General features: G+C 63.7%; 16 protein-coding genes. 8 read left to right on the forward strand and 8 right to left on the reverse strand.

The window, feature by feature from the left end; translation table 11 throughout:
• Nucleotides 1-93 precede the first annotated feature (93 nt).
• From AACY13_RS03695 to AACY13_RS03710, 4 genes are all read left to right on the forward strand, one after another.
• On the forward strand, nt 94-726 hold the full coding sequence (locus AACY13_RS03695; protein ID WP_339459385.1) for a glutathione S-transferase: 633 nt from the start codon (nt 94-96) through the stop codon (nt 724-726).
• Nucleotides 723-1,664: a Nudix family hydrolase gene (locus AACY13_RS03700; RefSeq protein ID WP_339459386.1), complete on the forward strand. Its 942-nt coding sequence runs from the start codon at nt 723-725 to the stop codon at nt 1,662-1,664. The genes AACY13_RS03695 and AACY13_RS03700 overlap by 4 nt, the downstream gene beginning before the upstream one ends.
• 124 nt (nt 1,665-1,788) lie before the next feature.
• On the forward strand, nt 1,789-2,850 hold the full coding sequence (locus AACY13_RS03705; protein ID WP_339459388.1) for an HPP family protein: 1,062 nt from the start codon (nt 1,789-1,791) through the stop codon (nt 2,848-2,850).
• A 55-nt stretch (nt 2,851-2,905) separates the two neighbouring features.
• Nucleotides 2,906-3,799 (forward strand): RluA family pseudouridine synthase, encoded by an 894-nt coding sequence (locus AACY13_RS03710; protein WP_339459389.1) that lies wholly within the window; start codon nt 2,906-2,908, stop codon nt 3,797-3,799.
• Between the two features lie 31 nt (nt 3,800-3,830).
• Here the strand turns inward: AACY13_RS03710 and AACY13_RS03715 are convergent, their stop codons facing one another.
• The 4 genes from AACY13_RS03715 to AACY13_RS03730 all read right to left on the reverse strand — a co-directional run bounded on the left by AACY13_RS03715 (nt 3,831) and on the right by AACY13_RS03730 (nt 8,420).
• Nucleotides 3,831-4,406 carry a cob(I)yrinic acid a,c-diamide adenosyltransferase gene (locus AACY13_RS03715; RefSeq protein ID WP_339459391.1) on the reverse strand — a complete coding sequence of 192 codons (576 nt, stop codon included), beginning with the start codon at nt 4,404-4,406 and terminating at the stop codon, nt 3,831-3,833.
• A gap of 2 nt (nt 4,407-4,408) precedes the next feature.
• Nucleotides 4,409-6,427, reverse strand: coding sequence for an ATP-binding protein (locus tag AACY13_RS03720; RefSeq protein WP_339459393.1), 2,019 nt, complete (start codon nt 6,425-6,427; stop codon nt 4,409-4,411).
• Between the two features lie 104 nt (nt 6,428-6,531).
• A complete protein-coding gene (locus AACY13_RS03725) occupies nt 6,532-7,443 on the reverse strand; it encodes a putative 2-dehydropantoate 2-reductase (protein WP_339459395.1) in 912 nt (303 codons plus the stop codon).
• An 11-nt stretch (nt 7,444-7,454) separates the two neighbouring features.
• Complete coding sequence (locus tag AACY13_RS03730) at nt 7,455-8,420, reverse strand: GGDEF domain-containing response regulator (protein WP_339459396.1); 966 nt, start codon at nt 8,418-8,420, stop codon at nt 7,455-7,457.
• Between the two features lie 151 nt (nt 8,421-8,571).
• Between AACY13_RS03730 and AACY13_RS03735 the strand changes: the two genes are divergently transcribed.
• Together AACY13_RS03735 and AACY13_RS03740 are read left to right on the forward strand one after the other, a co-directional pair.
• Nucleotides 8,572-9,051: a YajQ family cyclic di-GMP-binding protein gene (locus tag AACY13_RS03735; RefSeq protein ID WP_339459397.1), complete on the forward strand. Its 480-nt coding sequence runs from the start codon at nt 8,572-8,574 to the stop codon at nt 9,049-9,051.
• A gap of 115 nt (nt 9,052-9,166) precedes the next feature.
• Nucleotides 9,167-10,015, forward strand: a complete 849-nt coding sequence (locus AACY13_RS03740) for a mechanosensitive ion channel family protein (protein WP_339459398.1) — start codon at nt 9,167-9,169, stop codon at nt 10,013-10,015.
• Here AACY13_RS03740 and AACY13_RS03745 read toward each other — a convergent pair.
• The 3 genes from AACY13_RS03745 to AACY13_RS03755 all read right to left on the reverse strand — a co-directional run bounded on the left by AACY13_RS03745 (nt 10,012) and on the right by AACY13_RS03755 (nt 12,792).
• Nucleotides 10,012-10,728 carry a lipopolysaccharide kinase InaA family protein gene (locus AACY13_RS03745; protein WP_339459399.1) on the reverse strand — a complete coding sequence of 239 codons (717 nt, stop codon included), beginning with the start codon at nt 10,726-10,728 and terminating at the stop codon, nt 10,012-10,014. The two genes, AACY13_RS03740 and AACY13_RS03745, sit on opposite strands and share 4 nt — an antisense overlap.
• 83 nt (nt 10,729-10,811) lie before the next feature.
• Nucleotides 10,812-12,356, reverse strand: a complete 1,545-nt coding sequence (locus AACY13_RS03750; protein WP_339459400.1) for an AmpG family muropeptide MFS transporter — start codon at nt 12,354-12,356, stop codon at nt 10,812-10,814.
• A gap of 43 nt (nt 12,357-12,399) precedes the next feature.
• The gene (locus tag AACY13_RS03755; protein ID WP_339459401.1) at nt 12,400-12,792 is read right to left on the reverse strand and encodes an MGMT family protein; all 393 of its coding nucleotides are present in this window, start codon (nt 12,790-12,792) and stop codon (nt 12,400-12,402) included.
• Between AACY13_RS03755 and AACY13_RS03760 the strand changes: the two genes are divergently transcribed.
• Both AACY13_RS03760 and AACY13_RS03765 read left to right on the forward strand, forming a co-directional pair.
• Nucleotides 12,791-13,789: a DUF481 domain-containing protein gene (locus AACY13_RS03760; protein WP_339459403.1), complete on the forward strand. Its 999-nt coding sequence runs from the start codon at nt 12,791-12,793 to the stop codon at nt 13,787-13,789. The genes AACY13_RS03755 and AACY13_RS03760 overlap by 2 nt on opposite strands.
• A 253-nt stretch (nt 13,790-14,042) precedes the next feature.
• Nucleotides 14,043-15,047 (forward strand): DUF481 domain-containing protein, encoded by a 1,005-nt coding sequence (locus tag AACY13_RS03765; RefSeq protein ID WP_339460000.1) that lies wholly within the window; start codon nt 14,043-14,045, stop codon nt 15,045-15,047.
• A gap of 190 nt (nt 15,048-15,237) precedes the next feature.
• On the opposite strand, the gene AACY13_RS03770 is transcribed toward AACY13_RS03765, so the two are convergent.
• On the reverse strand, nt 15,238-15,996 hold the full coding sequence (locus tag AACY13_RS03770; RefSeq protein ID WP_339459404.1) for an SDR family oxidoreductase: 759 nt from the start codon (nt 15,994-15,996) through the stop codon (nt 15,238-15,240).
• Between the last annotated feature and the right edge of the window lie 68 nt (nt 15,997-16,064).

The raw sequence follows: 16,064 nt of genomic DNA on the forward strand, positions 1-16,064 counted from the left end.
GGGCATGAACAACGGGAATTTGCTATCGGGCGGCGTGGCGTCTTAATGTCCATTGATCCCCATGAGCAAACGCATCACGCACGGAGTGCCCCCATGTCCCTGGTTCTGGTTATCGGCAACAAAACCTATTCGTCCTGGTCGCTGCGCGCGGCCCTGGCCATGGCGCTGGCCGAGGCTGCTTATGACGAAGTGCTGATCCCGCTCGATCGTGCGGATAGCCGGGCGCGCATCCTCGAGCATTCGCCGACCGGCAAGGTGCCGCTGCTGAAGACCGAGGACGGGCCGGTGTGGGATTCCCTGGCGATTGGCGAATACCTCGCCGAAAGCTTCCCCGAGGCCTACCTATGGCCACGCGGCGAATACGCCCGTGCGGTGGCGCGCAGCGCCTGTGCCGAGATGCACAGCGGCTTTTCTGCCCTGCGCACGCATATGCCGATGGATCTCAAGCGCGATCGGGCGCTGGATGCGGTACCCGCCGAGGTCGAGGCCGATATCCGCCGCATCTGTGCGCTCTGGGCCGAATGCCGTGGCACGTTCGGCGAGGGTGGCCCCTTCCTGTTCGGTCACGCCAGCCTGGCGGATGCCTTCTTCGCCCCCGTTGCGGCGCGCCTGCGCAGTTATCGGGTGGCGCTGCCCGAGGTGGCGGCGGCCTATGTGGAGACGATCTATCGCTGGCCGGCCTTTCAACGCTGGTACCAGGCGGCTCGGGAGGAACAGCTGGGGTGAAACGCATTCATGTAGCCGCCGCGGTTATTCGTGGTGCAGACGGGCAGATACTGCTCGCCAAGCGTCCAGAGGATAAGCATCAGGGCGGCCTCTGGGAGTTCCCCGGCGGCAAGGTCGAGCCTGGCGAGAGGGTGCAGGCGGCCCTGGCCCGCGAGCTGGAGGAGGAACTGGGTATTCGCCCGACGGCCGCGCGACCCTTGATCCAGGTGCGTCACGATTACCCGGACAAGCAGGTGTTGCTGGATGTCTGGGAGGTCTCGGCCTTTGTCGGCGAGCCCCACGGTGCCGAAGGCCAGCCTCTGGCCTGGGTCAGCCCCCGGCAGTTGGGCGATTATGAGTTTCCGGCGGCCAATCGACCGATTGTCGCGGCCGCACGCTTGCCTGAACGTTACCTGATCACCCCTGAGGGGTTGAGCGGGCCTGAGCTGCTGCGTGGTATCCAGACGGCTCTGGAGAACGGCATTGGCCTGCTGCAACTGCGCGCGCCGACGCTGCCCGCTGCGCAGTATCGCGATATTGCTGCCGACGCCCTCGGGCTTTGTGCGGGCAAGGCGCAGCTGATGCTCAAGGGGCCGCTGGAATGGCTGGATGACTTTCCCGCAGCCGGCTGGCACCTGACGGCGCAGCAGTTGCGCGAGTCGAGCGGCGGCGCTCGGCCGTTGTCGGCGCAGCGCTGGCTGGCGGCGTCCTGCCACTCGGCTCAGGAGCTGGCGCTGGCCGCGCAGATGGGCGTGGACTTCGTCACCCTGTCCCCCGTGCAGGCTACCCGCACCCACCCCGGTGCCCAGCCGCTGGGCTGGGCGCAGGTTGCCGAACTGCTGCAGGGCTTTAACCAGCCTGCCTATCTGCTGGGCGGTGTGACCCCGGCCGACGCGGAACGTGCCTGGCAGGTCGGTGCCCAGGGCGTGGCGGGTATTCGCGCATTCTGGCCGCAATAGCTGTCGCTGTTGGCCGCGCCTGGGCAAAGGGCGCTATAGTCGCGCCCTCAAGTGGTGCGTGACAGGTGAGCGGTTAACGGTGCAAAGCGTCAAGGCGTGGTTGAAAGGTTTCTGGCCGGCTCCCATGGCGGTCAGCCTCAGCGAGCGGGTGCTCAGTTGTGTGGGGGCGGTGCTGGGGCTGCTGTTCAGCGGCTGGCTATGCAGCGAGGTGCTGGGCAGTGCCAGCCCCTGGCTTATAGCGCCCATGGGCGCCTCGGCGGTGCTGCTGTTCGCCGTGCCGGCCAGTCCCCTGGCCCAGCCCTGGTCGATTCTGGGTGGCAACCTGATCTGCGCCCTGGTTGGCGTCAGTTGCGCCACCTGGCTCGGTCATGATGCGCTGGTGGCGGTGCTGGCTGGTGGCCTGGCGATTGCCGCGATGTTTGCCCTGCGCTGTCTGCACCCGCCGGGTGGCGCAGTGGCGCTGACCGCCGTGCTGGCGGGCCCGGAAGTGGCTCAGCTGGGTTATCACTTTGCCCTCTACCCGGTTGGGCTGAATTCCATTGGCCTGCTGCTGATCGGGCTGCTGTTCAATAACGCCTTGCGCCGGCAGTACCCGCACCGCCCGCTTGAGCATGACAACGTGCACAAGACCCGTGATCCCATCCCCCGTGACCGCCTGGGTTTCACCCCGGCGGATCTGGATGCCGTGCTCAAGGCGCGTGGCGAGTTGCTCGATATTTCCCGTGAAGACCTGGAAGAGATTCTCCTGCAAACCGAGGCGCGGGTTTATCAGCGCCGCTTTGGCGAGGTGCGCTGTGGCGACATCATGTCCCGCGATGTACAGACGCTGACCGAGCATGCCAGCCTTGCCGAGGCGCGCATGCGTTTGCATCAGCATCGGCTTAGCGCCATGCCGGTGGTCAACTCGCAGGGTGAGTTGCAGGGCATGCTCAGCCTGCATGATCTGTTGCTGGTCGATGCCGATACGCAGACCGTCAGCCAGTGCATGCGCCGTCAGGCGCTGACCTGTCGCGCCGACTGGCCGGTGACCTATCTGCTGCAGATGCTCACCGATAGCGATGTGCATCGGCTGCCGGTGTTGGATGAAGGGCGTCAGCTGTTGGGTATCGTCACCCAGTCCGACCTGCTGGCGGCGCTGTTTCGCATGTCCCTGCTGGGCTCCGCGTCGGCGGCGGGCACGGGCTAGCCGCGGGTCTGGGTTATCCTGTGTGTTTTCCGCTGCCTGGCTGGTGAGTCTGCCCATGTCTGTCGATGCCCGTTCCCCCTCGAATATGCGCCCCAGCACCCTGCATCTGCCGCGTGGTAACTGGGCGACGGTGTTCGAGTGCCTGTGCGCGCATTTCCCGGCGATTGCGCCGGCAGTGTGGCAGGCGCGCATCGCCCGCGGCCGGGTGCTGGATGCCCGGGGCCAGCCGCTGGGGATGGATGCGGTTTATCGCGAAGGGCTCAAGGTGCATTACTTTCGCGAAGTGGCGGCGGAGACGCCGATTCCCTTCGAAGAAACCCTGCTGCATGTCGACGAGCACCTGCTGGTGGTCGACAAACCGCATTTTCTGCCGGTGATGCCAGCCGGCGAATATGTCGAGCAGACCCTGCAGGCGCGCCTGAGCAAGCGTCTGGGCAATGCCGACCTGGTGCCGCTGCACCGCATCGACCGGCACACCGCCGGTCTGGTGCTGTTTTCGACCAATCGTCAGAGCCGTGGGCAATACCAGGCGCTGTTTCGTCTGCGGCAGATGGACAAGTGTTACGAGGCGCTGGCGGCGGCCTTGCCGCACCTGGATTTTCCGCTGCTGCGGACCACGCGGCTGGAGGGCGCGGAGCCGTTCTTTCGCATGCAGGAGGTCGCCGGTGAAGCCAACACCGAAACGCGCATCGAGGTCGCCCGGCGTTTGGGCGAGCATTGGCTGTACCGGCTCTATCCGGTCACCGGCAAGAAGCACCAGTTGCGCGTGCATCTGGCTGCCCTGGGCGCGCCGATCCTCAACGATCCCTTCTACCCCGAGGTCACGGATGCGCCGAATGCACCCGATGACTACAGCAAGCCACTCAAGCTGCTGGCCAGGGGCCTGAGCTTTATCGACCCTTTGAGTGGCGAGCGACGTAGTTTCGAGAGCCAACTTAGCCTGCTTTAGACCAGTAGCCCGGATTGCATCCGGGTTACGGTTATTGCTTCTCTGCCGCCTGCCAGAGCACTTCATCGACTCCCTGGCGCTTGGCGATCAGCCGGGCGGCGACGAACAGCAAGTCGGACAGGCGGTTGACGTAAGCCAGGCCAACGCCGCGAATCGGCTCCGCGGCATTCAGGTGCTGGCAGTGGCGTTCGGCGCTGCGCGCCAGGCTGCGGCACACATGGGCCTGGGCGATCAGGCGCGAGCCGCCGGGCAGGATAAAGTTCTCCAGCGGACCCAGTTCGTCATTCCAGCGGTCGATGGCCGCCTCCAGGCGCTCGATTTCCGTGGCCTGCAGGGCCTGGTAGTCCGGCATCGCCAGCTCCCCGCCAAGGTCGAACAGGCGGTGCTGGCAGGGCGCGAGCACCTCGATGATCTCGCCGAGCCCCGGCCACTCGCGCAGATGCTCGGCGAGGTCGGCCAGCAGCAGGCCGATATGGCTGTTCAGCGTGTCCACCTCGCCCATGGCGTCTACCCGCGGGTGGTCCTTGGCCACCCGGCGGCCGTCGGCCAGGCCGGTTTCCCCGGCATCGCCGGTGCGGGTATAAATTTTCGACAATCGATAAGCCATGGTCACGGATCCCTATCGGCAGGGTTGGCGGCTAACGGCAGGCGCAGGATGAAGCAGGTGCCCTGGCCGGGTTTGCACTGCACTTCCATCTGCCCTTTGTGGTTGTTGGTGATGATGAAGTAGGACACCGAAAGCCCCAGGCCGGTACCCTGGCCGATCTCCTTGGTGGTAAAGAAAGGTTCGAAGATGCGCTTGCGCACCGCTTCGGGCATGCCGACGCCGTTGTCTTCCACCTGGATTTCCGCCCAGGGGGCGGCGAGCCGGGCACGCAGGACAATTTTGCCCGGTATGCGATTGTCCTGACGTTGATGGATGGCCTGGGCGGCGTTCTTCAGCAGGTTGAGCAGCACCTGCTCCAGCTCGTTGGCGGTGCCGGGTACCGGGCCCAGGGCCGGGTCGTACTCGCGCACGATGTTCAGGCTCTTGAAGTCGAAGCTTTCGGTCAGGTCGAAGTCGTTGCTGGCGATTTCCAGGGCCTGGTCGATCAAGGCGGGTAGCTGGCAGGGGGCCAGTTGGCGGTCGCTGCGGCGGCTGAAGTTGAGCATATGGCTGACGATCTTTGCCGCGCGGCTGCCGGCCTGCTGGATGCCGTCGAGCAGGCGGGGGATCTCCCGGGCCTGCAGGTAGCGGTCGATGGCCTGCAGGCAGACGCCGATCTGCTCGGCCTGTTCGCGGTTCTTTTCCAGCTCCGGCGACAGCCGTCGGCGGATGTTCTGCACGTTATGCAGGATGGCCCCCAGGGGGTTGTTGATCTCGTGGGCCATGCCGGCGGCCAGGCCGCCGACCGAGAGCATCTTTTCCGACTGCACCATCATCTCTTCCAGGCTCAGGCGCTGGGTGATGTCGTCGACCCGGATCACCACGCCGCGTCCGGCGCTGCCGCTCAGGGGGTAGAAGGTCAGGGCGTAATAGTGCGGGGCGTCGGGATCGCCCCAGGCAACCCGCTCGATCTTTTCCACCTTGTGCTGTTCCACGGTGCGCTTGAGCTGGGGCAGAAAGGGCTTGAGCGGCGGGAAGGCGAGAAAGATCGGCTGGTTCAGCGCCTCGTCCAGGCGGGTGCCGGAGAGGCTGCTGGCCTCCTGATTCCACTGGGTGACATAGAGCTGCTCGTCGAGGGCGATCAGTGCCGAAGGCATGGAGTCGATGATGCTGTTGAGGTACTTCTGAAAGCCGGTGAGCTTTTTCTCGATCTTGCTGCGCACCTGCACTTCCAGCTCCAGCTTGCGGTTGGAGTGACGGGTTTCCTCGGCCAGCAGTTGGGCCTGGTCGAAGGCCTGCTGGGTGTCGTCGCGGGCGCGTTTGAGCTGCTGCTCGCGGGCCTCCATGCGCGACAGCATGGTGTTGAAGGCTTCGGCCAGGCTGCCGATCTCGTCGGCATTGCCGCGCCGCGCGCGCAGGGCGTAGTTCTCCTCGCGGGTGACCTGGCGCGACAGCTCCTCCAGGCGGCGGATCGGCCGGGTGATCAGGCGTTTTACCTGGCGCGAGACCACCAGCCAGAGCAGCACGCTAAGTGCCAGGATTACCAGGCTGGCGGTCAGGGTGCCGGTATAGAAGGCCCCCGGCAGCTCGCTGGAGGCGACCAGCAGGAGGAAACCGGGAGGTCCGGCGGGCTGTGGCAGTTCGACCAGCTGGTTGATGCGGAATTCGCTGTGGCGCCAGGACTCGACCTGTTCCATGCGCAGCGGCAGTAGCAGTTTTCCGCCGCGCTGCAGCTGCGCCAGGCTGACGCCGTTGCTGTCGTAGATCACCGCCGCGCGCAGCGGCGCGTAGTCATCCAGGCGCTTGAGCAGGGCTTCGGCCGCCTGGGCCGAGCTTAGCGCTTCAAGGCTCAGGGCCGGGCTGGCGATCAGCCGGCCGAGGGTGTGCAGGGCCTGGGGGGCCACGCTTTGCTGGGATATCCAGTAGGCCGCGCTGATAAAGGCCAGGTTGGCCACCAGCAGTACGGTGGCCAGCACGGCCAGCAGGGCGGCGAGCAGTTTGCGCCCGACCGGAAGATTTTCAAGGTGCTGACGCAGGGACATGGTGGCGTGGGTCGCGGTGGCGTAGGTGCAGGCAGGTTAGGGGCTGTTGAGGTTTGCGCGCAAGCCGCGTCGCGAGGAAGCGTCAACAGGCCCTGGTGTGCGGCTTAATGGCTGGGCAATCCGTGTGCCTGCAGATGGGCCAGCAGGCGTGCGTGCAGGGCCTGCAGATGGGGCAGGGTGAGACCGTGACGCTGCGCGGCGGCGCAGGCGTAGCCGAGCAGGTAGGCGATCTCGGTACGCCGGCCCTGGCTGACATCCTGGTGCATGGATGAGTAATTGGCGGCGGTGGCCTGGATCACCCGCAGGACTTCTTCGTGCAGGTCATGGGCGGCCGCGCCTTGTCCGCAGCGCCGCAGCAGCTCGCCGAGCTCTGCGCACAGGCTGGTGATTTCGGCCGGGTGCTCGCGCAAGCCGCCATTGCGGCAGTCGTGCAGCACGGTCAGCGGGTTGATCGCGCAGTTCAGCGCCAGCTTGCGCCACAGGCGGCCGAGAATCTCCAGGCTCCAGTCGTGCGCGATGCCACTCTGTTCGAGCTCGTTGAGCCAGGCCGGGGGCGTAGGGTCGCGCGGGTCGCCGAGCCAGGTATGGCCGTGGCCGGCGAAGACCACGCGGAAATCGCGCTCGCGGAAGGCCCCTTCGGTGCTCGATGCCAGAATGCAGCGTGCCTGGGGTACCTGCAGGGCCACTCGGTCCTGGCTGCCCAGGCCGTTCTGCAGCAGGATCAGCTCGGCTCCGGGGGCCAGGCGCGGTGCCAGCTGGGCCATGGCCGCTTCGGCGTCATAGGCCTTGCAGGCCAGCAGCAGGCGTTGAATGGGTTGCGCGCTGTCGGGCGTTTGCGCGGCAACCGGGTAGAGTCGGGCCTGACCCTGTTCGACCAGGGTCAGGCCGCCGGCCTGGCGGTAGGCCAGCAGGCGCTGGGGGTCGCGCAGGATCAACTGCACCGGTACGCCCGCCCGGGCCAGGCGTGCGGCCCACAGGCTGCCCAGGCTGCCCGCGCCGAGGATATGCCAGCTCATTGCGTGCCCGCCTAACGCGGCAGGGGCAGGCGGTGGGCGGTGACCAGGCCGCTGCTGTAGGAGTCCGGCAGCAGCTTGGCGGCATGCTCCTGCAGGGCCTGGGGCGTGCAGGGCAGGCCTTTGCTGTCGAGGCCGATCAGGCTGATGCCGGCCTTGAGGCTGATAAAGCCTTCGCTGGTTTTGAAGGCCTTGAGGTTGATGCCTTCGTGCAGCCGCTTGAAGCTGCTGGGCGAGCATTCGTGGAGGTCTTCGAGCATGGCGATCAGGCCGAAATGCACCTCGTCCAGGCGTACCAGGATGTCCAGGGGGCGCACCAGCTGTTGCAGGCGACGGGCCACGCCGCTGAGCAACTCGTTGTAGAAGCTCTCGCCGTATTGCTGGCGCAGGTCGTGGACATCCTGCAGGCCGATCATCAGGTAACACAGCGCGCCGCCACGGGACTCCACCTGGCGCAGGCTGTCGAGCATCTTCTGCTGCAGGTAGCGGTTATTGCCCAGGCCGGTCAGCGGGTCGACCAGGTTGCGCTGCTCCAGGCTGGCGATATTGTCCGTGAGCAGGCGATTTTCCTGGAGCAGGCGTTGCAGGGTGTTGCACAGGCGGTCGGCGGCATACACCCGCGGCACCAGCTGCTCGCTCATCGCCGCCTTGTTGATAAAGTCATCCACGCCGCTGTCGAAGGCTTCGCTCAGGACGTTTTCGCCTTCCTTGCCGGTGAGCAGGATGATGTAGGTGTAGTGGTGGGTCATTTCATCGAACTGACGCACCTGTTCGGTCAGTTCCAGGCCATTGATCTCCGGCATCAGCCAGTCGGCCAGCAATACGCTGGCGGGGCGCTGTTCCAGAAGCCTGATGGCTTCGGCGGCGCTGCTGGCGAAGCGCAGGTCCTGATAGCCCGCCTGGGTCAGGGCGCGGCCAATGACGGCGCTGGAAAACTTGGCGTCGTCCACGACCAGAATGCTGAGATGGGGATTGGGCATTGGCAGGCTCGCTGGAAGGGAATCGCATAAGCCCGGTACATCGCCGGGCAGTGTTTGTCGCTACCGCTATATAATGGCCCGGTTTTTTAACCGTCAAGCAACGCGCATTCCTTCTGTGATACGGAATGCGCTGTTTATCAGGAGAGAACCCATGCCCTCATTCGACGTGGTGTCCGAGCTGGACAAACATGAAGTTACCAATGCGGTCGACAATGCCATCAAGGAGCTGGAGCGTCGTTACGACCTGCGCGGTAAAGGAAGCTTTGAACTGAAAGAGCTGACTGTCAACCTGACAGCCGATGCGGATTTCCAGTTGGAGCAGATGCTCGAGATTCTCAAGCTCAGCCTGGTAAAGCGCAAGATCGACGTGCAATGCCTGGAATTCAAGGATGCCTACCCCTCGGGCAAGAGCGTCAAGCAGGAAGTGATTCTGCGCGAAGGCATCGAGAAAGACCTGGCGAAGAAGATCGTCGCCCATATCAAGGACAGCAAACTCAAGGTTCAGGCCGCGATTCAGGGCGAGCAGGTGCGCATTACCGGCAAGAAGCGCGACGATCTGCAGGAGGCGATTGCCGCCCTGCGCGCCAAGGATTTCGGTATGCCGCTGCAGTACAACAACTTCCGTGATTGAATCTGGGAGGTTGAAGCTCATGGCGTTGCAGGCGTCGCACGGCCTGTAGTCGCAATAGAACCGCCACGGCTTGCCGTGGCGGTTTGTTTTCAGCAGTGCAGAAAAGGAGTAACAAATGGAAATGAACGTCGAACAACTGGTGAAGATGTCCGAGACCTGGTTGCCGGTCATGATGCAGTACGCGGGGCAGTTGACGCTGGCGATCATCACCTTGCTGATCGGCTGGTGGTTGATCAATGGCCTGATCGGCAAGGTCGGTACGCTGATGCAGCGGCGCAATGTCGACCGTGCCCTGCACAGCTTTATCGCCAGCCTGGCCGGGATCATCCTCAAGGTGTTGCTGCTGGTCAGCGTGGCCTCGATGATCGGTGTGGAAACCACCTCCTTTATCGCCGTGATCGGTGCCGCGGGCCTGGCCATCGGCCTGGCGTTGCAGGGCAGCCTGGCGAACTTCGCCGGCGGGGTGCTGATCATGCTGTTTCGCCCCTTTCGCGCCGGCGACTGGATCGAGGCGCAGGGCGTATCGGGCAGCGTCGACAGTATCCAGATCTTCCACACCACCCTGAAAACCGCTGACAACAAGGTGGTGATAGTGCCTAACGGCAATCTGTCCAACGGTCATATCACCAACTATTCCCGCGAGTCCAAGCGCCGTGCCGATATCAACCTGGGGATCGACTACTCCAGCGATATCAGGCAGGCCCGTGAAGTGCTGCTGAAGATTGCCGAAGACCCGCGGGTGCACCTCGACCCCGCGCCAGTGGTGTTCGTTACCGGGTTGGGTGACAGCGCGGTCAACCTGTCGTTGCGGGTCTGGGTGGCGACCCCGGATTTCTGGCCGGTAACCTTCGGCTTCACCGAGCTGGCCAAGGAGCGCCTGACCGAAGCCGGTATCGGCATCCCCTTCCCGCAGCGGGTGGTGCACCTGGTGCAGCAGAACTCTGCTGAGCGTTCGCCGAGTTAGCCGCGAGTGGCGTTGTAGATCGTTTTGAAATTGCGGCCCATCGCCAGTTGGTAGTGGCCGATCAGGCTTTGCCAATCAGCCTGATCCCATGGCGAATGGCGTCGCAGCTGGAGCATGTCGTGCAACGCGGCTTGCTTGCTGGTCAGGCGCCGGCGGCACTTTTCCAGGTCGAGCAATGCCACCTCGGGGGTGAGCGTCTGCCCTTCGCCAGTGATGCGCACAAAGATATGTTTGATATAGATGCAGCCGTGTTGCCAGCGTGCTTTATGCAGGCGGGCCAGGCTGTGAGCCACTTGTTGCAGCAATTGCTGGTGCAGTGCTTCGCCATACTGTTCGCGGCAGTTGCCTGCATACCAGTCATCAATAGGCTGAAAACCGTCCAGTGCCTTGGTGACTAACAGGGCACGCCAGCCCTGGGTGTTGCGCTCGGCTGCGCAGTAGATGATTTCCGGAACGGTTACCCCCGCTTTGCGTGCACCCAAGAGCGCGTCGCGCTCGCGCAGCACGGTGGGGCGGCCAAAGGGGTGGAGCAGGCTGCGGTGGATATGTCCGGTCTGGCGCTTGGCATAGAGCAGGGTTTCGCCCTTCCAGATGCGCTGTACACCACTCTGGCCGCCGCGCCGGACGTTGGGCGCTTCCACCCATTCGCCCTGCAGTTGCCACCAGGTATCGAGGCTGTCAGTGGCAAGCACTGAGACTGGCTTTGCTGTCATGTTCCGCTCCGCTCTGTAGAAGCGTCAGCTTCGGCATGCTCGTGGCCGAATATGAAGCGCTGCGCTTCAATTATTGTTGGTTGTTATATGTGTTCCGCTGCCGTAGCTGGCGCGTCACCGTTGGCCTGGGGGCGCTCGCGGTGCCATTGCAGGGCAATCAGGATCAGGGTCGGTACGCCGAGCAGGGCGGTGACGATAAAGAACTGTTCATAGCCGAACTTTTCCACCATCACCCCGGAATAGCCACCGATCATACGCGGCAGCAGCAGCATGATCGAACTGAGCAGGGCGTACTGGGTGGCGGAGAACTTCAGGTTGGTCAGGCTCGACAGGTAGGCGACGAACGCCGCGGTGGCCAGGCCGGCACTGAAGTTGTCGGCGGAAATGGTGAGGATCAGCATCTGCAGGTCTGCGCCCATGCTGACCAGCAGCATAAACAGCAGGTTGGTCGCCGCCGAGGCGGCACCGCCGATAAACAGAATCGGCAGTATGCCGAAGCGCACGATCAGCAGGCCGCCGATGCCCGCGCCGAGCAGGGTCATCACCAGGCCGAACAGCTTGCTGACGCTGGCGATCTGATCCTTGGTAAAGCCCTGGTCGATATAGAAGACGTTGGCCATGACCCCCATTACCGTGTCGGACATGCGGTAGGTGGCGATCAGCCCCAGCAGCAGGAAGGCTTGCCAACGGTAGCGCAGGATAAAGTCGTTGACCGGGGTCAGCACCGGTGCCAAGCCACGACGGCCCATGGTGGACAGGCACAGGCTGGTGAGGATGGTGTAGAGCAGGGCGCGCAGAAAGGCGCGGTCTTCCAGCAACAGGTCGAGCAGGCTGGCCTCGCCGCGGACCAGGCTGGCGAAATCGGTGTGGTAGAGCTGGGTGAACATCGCCGGTACGGAGATCAGCAGGACGATCAGCACCAGTACCGAGGCTATCTGGTGGCTGAAGCCATAGCGCGCCGCCGCCATCTGGGTTTGCAGCGGCACATCGGGTTCGCGCATCCACAGGCTGGTCAGCAGCCCCGGCAGCATCAGCATGGCGAAGACCACGTAGGTGCCGGCCCAGGCGCTGTGCTGGTAGAGCTGCACGGTGGAGCCAAAGCCTTCTGCGAAATACAGCGCGCCGGCGGTGGCCAGCAGCGCGGCGACCCGATAACCGGCCATATAACTGGCGGCCAGGGCGGCCTGGCGGGTGTTGTCGACGATTTCCAGGCGGTAGGCGTCGACTGCAATGTCCTGGGTGGCGGAGGCGAAGGCCACCAGCACGGCCAGAGAGATCAGCCAGGTCAGATGGGTTTGCGGGTCGCACAGGGCCATGCCGCCCAGGCCGATGGCGATCAGTATCTGCGACAGCACCAGCCAGGAACGCCGGCGACCCAGCTTGCCCAGCAGCGGCAAGCGCCACTGGTCGAGCAGCGGCGACCAGACCCACTTGAAGGCGTAGGCCAGGCCGATCAGGCTGGCGAAGCCAATGGTTTCGCGGGCCACGCCGGCCTCGCGCAGCCAAACCGAGAGGGTCGAGAACACCAGCATATAGGGCAGGCCGGCGGCGAACCCGAGGAGCAGAAGCACCAACGTGGAGGGGCTGGAATAGGCGGCAATGGCATCGCGCCAGCTTTTACGGGGCATTGGGCGGGTATCAGCCTGAGTTTGACCTAACAAAGGGCGCACTCTAACCGCTGTGCTCCACTGGACGCCAGCCGTACCGTCGGATATCCACTCTATCGCCATGGACCAATATGCCTTCGGCCCTGAGGCGGGCTCGCTGCTCGTGACCCGAGGCAGTGCCGGCGGCGAGGCTGAGTCGACCGCCGGCGGCAATCACCCGGTGCCAGGGCAGCGTCGTGTCTGTGGGCAACTGGCTCAGGGTGCGCCCCACCCAGCGTGCCGCACGGCCCAGGCCGGCCATTGCGGCCAGCTGTCCATAGCTCACCACATGGCCCGCCGGCACCTGCGCCAGCACCAGGTAGAGGGCCTCGCGGCGTTCGGCCTGGCTTGCTGGCAACGGCCTTGGCGCGTCATGCTGCTGGGAATTTTTCGATGGTCTATTCGGTACTTTCGCCATGTCGCTACGCATCCTGCTGCTCTCGGTTCTGCTCGGTGGGGCCATGCCCCTGTGGGCCGACACGATCTGGCTGAACAATGGTGACCGCTTGAGCGGCGAGATTCTGTTGCTGGACGGCGGCAAGCTGGCCCTGAAAACCCGTTACGCCGGCCAGGTGCTGATCGACTGGCAGGATATCGACACCCTGCGTTCGGAAAAACCCCTGCTGATCCGCCGCAGTGGCTTCGACAGTGAAAACAGTCAGCGCTTGGAGGCGGCCGGTAAGGGCATGGTGCGGGTGGTCAATGCGACCAGCCAGACCGTGCCGCTGGCCAGCATCAAGCGTCTGATCCCACCGCGCTCGCTGCTGCAGGACCGCGTATGGGAGGGCAATCTGGACGCCAAGCTGGATATGACGCGCGACGACAATATAACCGACGAGTGGAAGCTCAAGGGCAATACCCGCATGGAGCACGGTCGCTGGCGGCATGTGCTGCGGGGCGAGTTGGAACGCAAGGTCAAGAATGAGGTGAAAACCGCAGACAACTGGCAGCTGGAATACGACCTCGACCGCTTTATCAGCGAGCACTGGTTCTGGCGGGTCGGCGCGGAGCAGGACGAGGACGAGTTCTCCTTCCTGACCCGGCAGCGCTCGCTCGGTACCGGGCCGGGTTATCGCTTCTGGGATAACGAACTGGGGCGATTCGACATGATTGGCCAGTTAAACCGTATGCAGCTGTATACCAGCGAGGGCGATCTGACCTTCTCGACCTATTCCCTGGAGTGGGATTACAAGCGTCTGCTCTGGGGCACGCGCCTGGAATTCTTCACTAATGCCGAGCTGCAGATCCCCGCCATTGAGCAGATCGACTATGTGCTCGACAGCGAAGTGGGCCTGCGTTATCGCCTCAATAGCTGGGCGCGGCTGTCCTTGCTCTACGAGCTCGACCAGGTGCGCGGTCTGGGCCGTAACAGCAGTGAGCGGCACTACCTGCTTGGCGTCGGTGTCGGCTGGTAAAAGTCCCGGCGGCTGAACTCGGGGGGATCCTGTCGGTCAGTACTTGCTCTACCACCGTGCTTGAGGATAATGCCGGCCCCCCGCCAACCTTAGCGGCCTGTTTGGCGAGTTCAATCAGTCAATTTCGGTACCCGAGGCCCTGATATTGCGTCGCCGCTCCAGCTATGACGCGCCGCAGCGCCTAGAACCTCAGTCAGCCGAACTTGAGATAACCCACTGGCCGTACAGGCCACTAGATATGCAAATCACCCCTATGTTTTCCAAGACCCTGCTGTGCCTGGCCCTCTCTGTGGTTGCCACCTCCGCCCTGGCGGATACCGTCTGGCTGAAAAACGGCGACCGCCTGAGCGGCAAGATCAAGTTCTACGACGGTGGCAAGCTGCTACTGCAGACCGACTACGGCGGTGCCATCGCCCTGGACTGGAGCAAGATCGCCACCCTGGAGAGCGATCAGGAGCTGCTGATCAAGGAGACCGCCGTGGCCGGTGAGCGCGCCAAGTCCCTGCAGGCCGCCGAGCCGGGCAAGGTGGTGCTGGCCAATGGCGACGAGCCCAAGACCATCGAGCTGGCGAGTATCAAGCAGATCCTCAAGCCCAAGCCGCTGGTCGAAGACCTGACCGTGAAGGGCAACCTCGACGCTGCCCTGGATTACAAACGGGCCGAGAGCGACACCGACGACTACGATATCGACCTCAAGAGTCAGGCGCGTCACGGCCTGTGGCGGCATAACGCGCAAGCGGGCTACAACCGCGAGTTCCAGGACGACGTGGTGACCACGGATAACTGGAATGCCGAATATGCCCTCGACCGTTTCCTCGACGAACACTGGTTCTGGCAGGGGCGGCTGGAATACGAGCGCGATCAGGTCGAAGACCTGCAGCGTCAGCGTACCGTCGGTACCGGTCCGGGTTATCAGTTCTGGGACAACGAGCTGGGGGCTTTTTCCGTGGCCGGGCTGCTGAACCGTAGCGACTACGAATATGCCAATGGCGAGAGCGACCGTTTCTATGCCCTGAGCATGAAGTGGGATTACAACCGTTATCTGGTCGGCAAGAGTGTCGAGCTGTTCAGCACCGGCGAAGTGGGCAAGCCCCTGGCCAATGTCGCCGACTACACCCTGGATGCGGCCATGGGCCTGCGCTACAAGCTGACCGACTGGGCCTCGCTGAATATGAAGGCGGAGAAGGACCTGGTCAGCGGCTCGGAAGGCGAGCTGGATGAAACCCATTACAGTCTGGGCTTTGGTGTCGGTTGGTAACGTGTAACGCTGCTGCAAACGAAAAAGCCCCGACATCGGGGCTTTTCTATTTACAACAAGGCCAAGATCTCGCGAGCTAGAGTCAGCCTAGGCAAAAGCACTCGCGGGCGCGGAGTTTACGAGCTGTAAATGAGCAAGCCCGCGAGTGCTTTTAACGACGGATGGCCGACGCGCAGCAGATCGATAGAGATCAGAGGCGCAGGCCGCCGTCCAATTCCAGGATCCGCCCGGTGTAGTAGTCGTTTTCCAGGATATAGGCCACCGAGTGGGCGATTTCGGTCGGCTTGCCCATGCGCCGCAGCGGGATGACCGAGGTCATGCGCTCCAGCGCTTCGGGCTTCATGCTGGCAACCATCTCGGTTTCGATAAAGCCCGGGGCGACGCCGGCGACACGGATGCCGTAACGCGCCAGCTCCTTGGCCCAGACCACGGTATCGGCGGCCACCCCGGCCTTGGCCGCGGAGTAGTTGGCCTGGCCGATATTGCCAGCGCGGGAGATCGAGGAAATATTGATGATCGCGCCTTCGCTCTTCAGCTCGATCATCTTCGCCGCCACTTCGCGGGTGCAGAGGAACACGCCGGTCAGGTTGACGTCGATCACCGACTGCCACTGCGCCAGGCTCAGTTTGGTGATTTCGCCGTCCTTGACCTTGATGGTCAGGCCGTCACGGAGGATCCCGGCATTGTTGACCAGGCCATTGATCGCACCGAAGTCCTCGGCGATCTGCGCCATGGTCTGGGTGACCTGCTCTTCGTTGGCGACGTTGCACAGGTAGGCACGTGCTTCCACGCCCAGGGCCTGACAAGCGGCGACCGCTTCGTCGAGTTTTTCCTGGTTCAGGTCGACCAGGGCCAGCTTGGTGCCCTTGCCCGCCAGGTATTCGGCCATGGCGCGGCCAAGGCCCTGGCAGCCGCCGGTGATGATGATGACTTTGTCTTTGAGTTGCATCGCTTATCCCCTCAAGTGGTGTCGTGTAACCTTGCTGGCCTGAAGTAGTCGCCTGTCCGTTAATGACG

Origin of the sequence: Pseudomonas sp. EA_105y_Pfl2_R69, assembly GCF_963970915.1 — a bacterium.
Lineage (GTDB): Bacteria > Pseudomonadota > Gammaproteobacteria > Pseudomonadales > Pseudomonadaceae > Aquipseudomonas.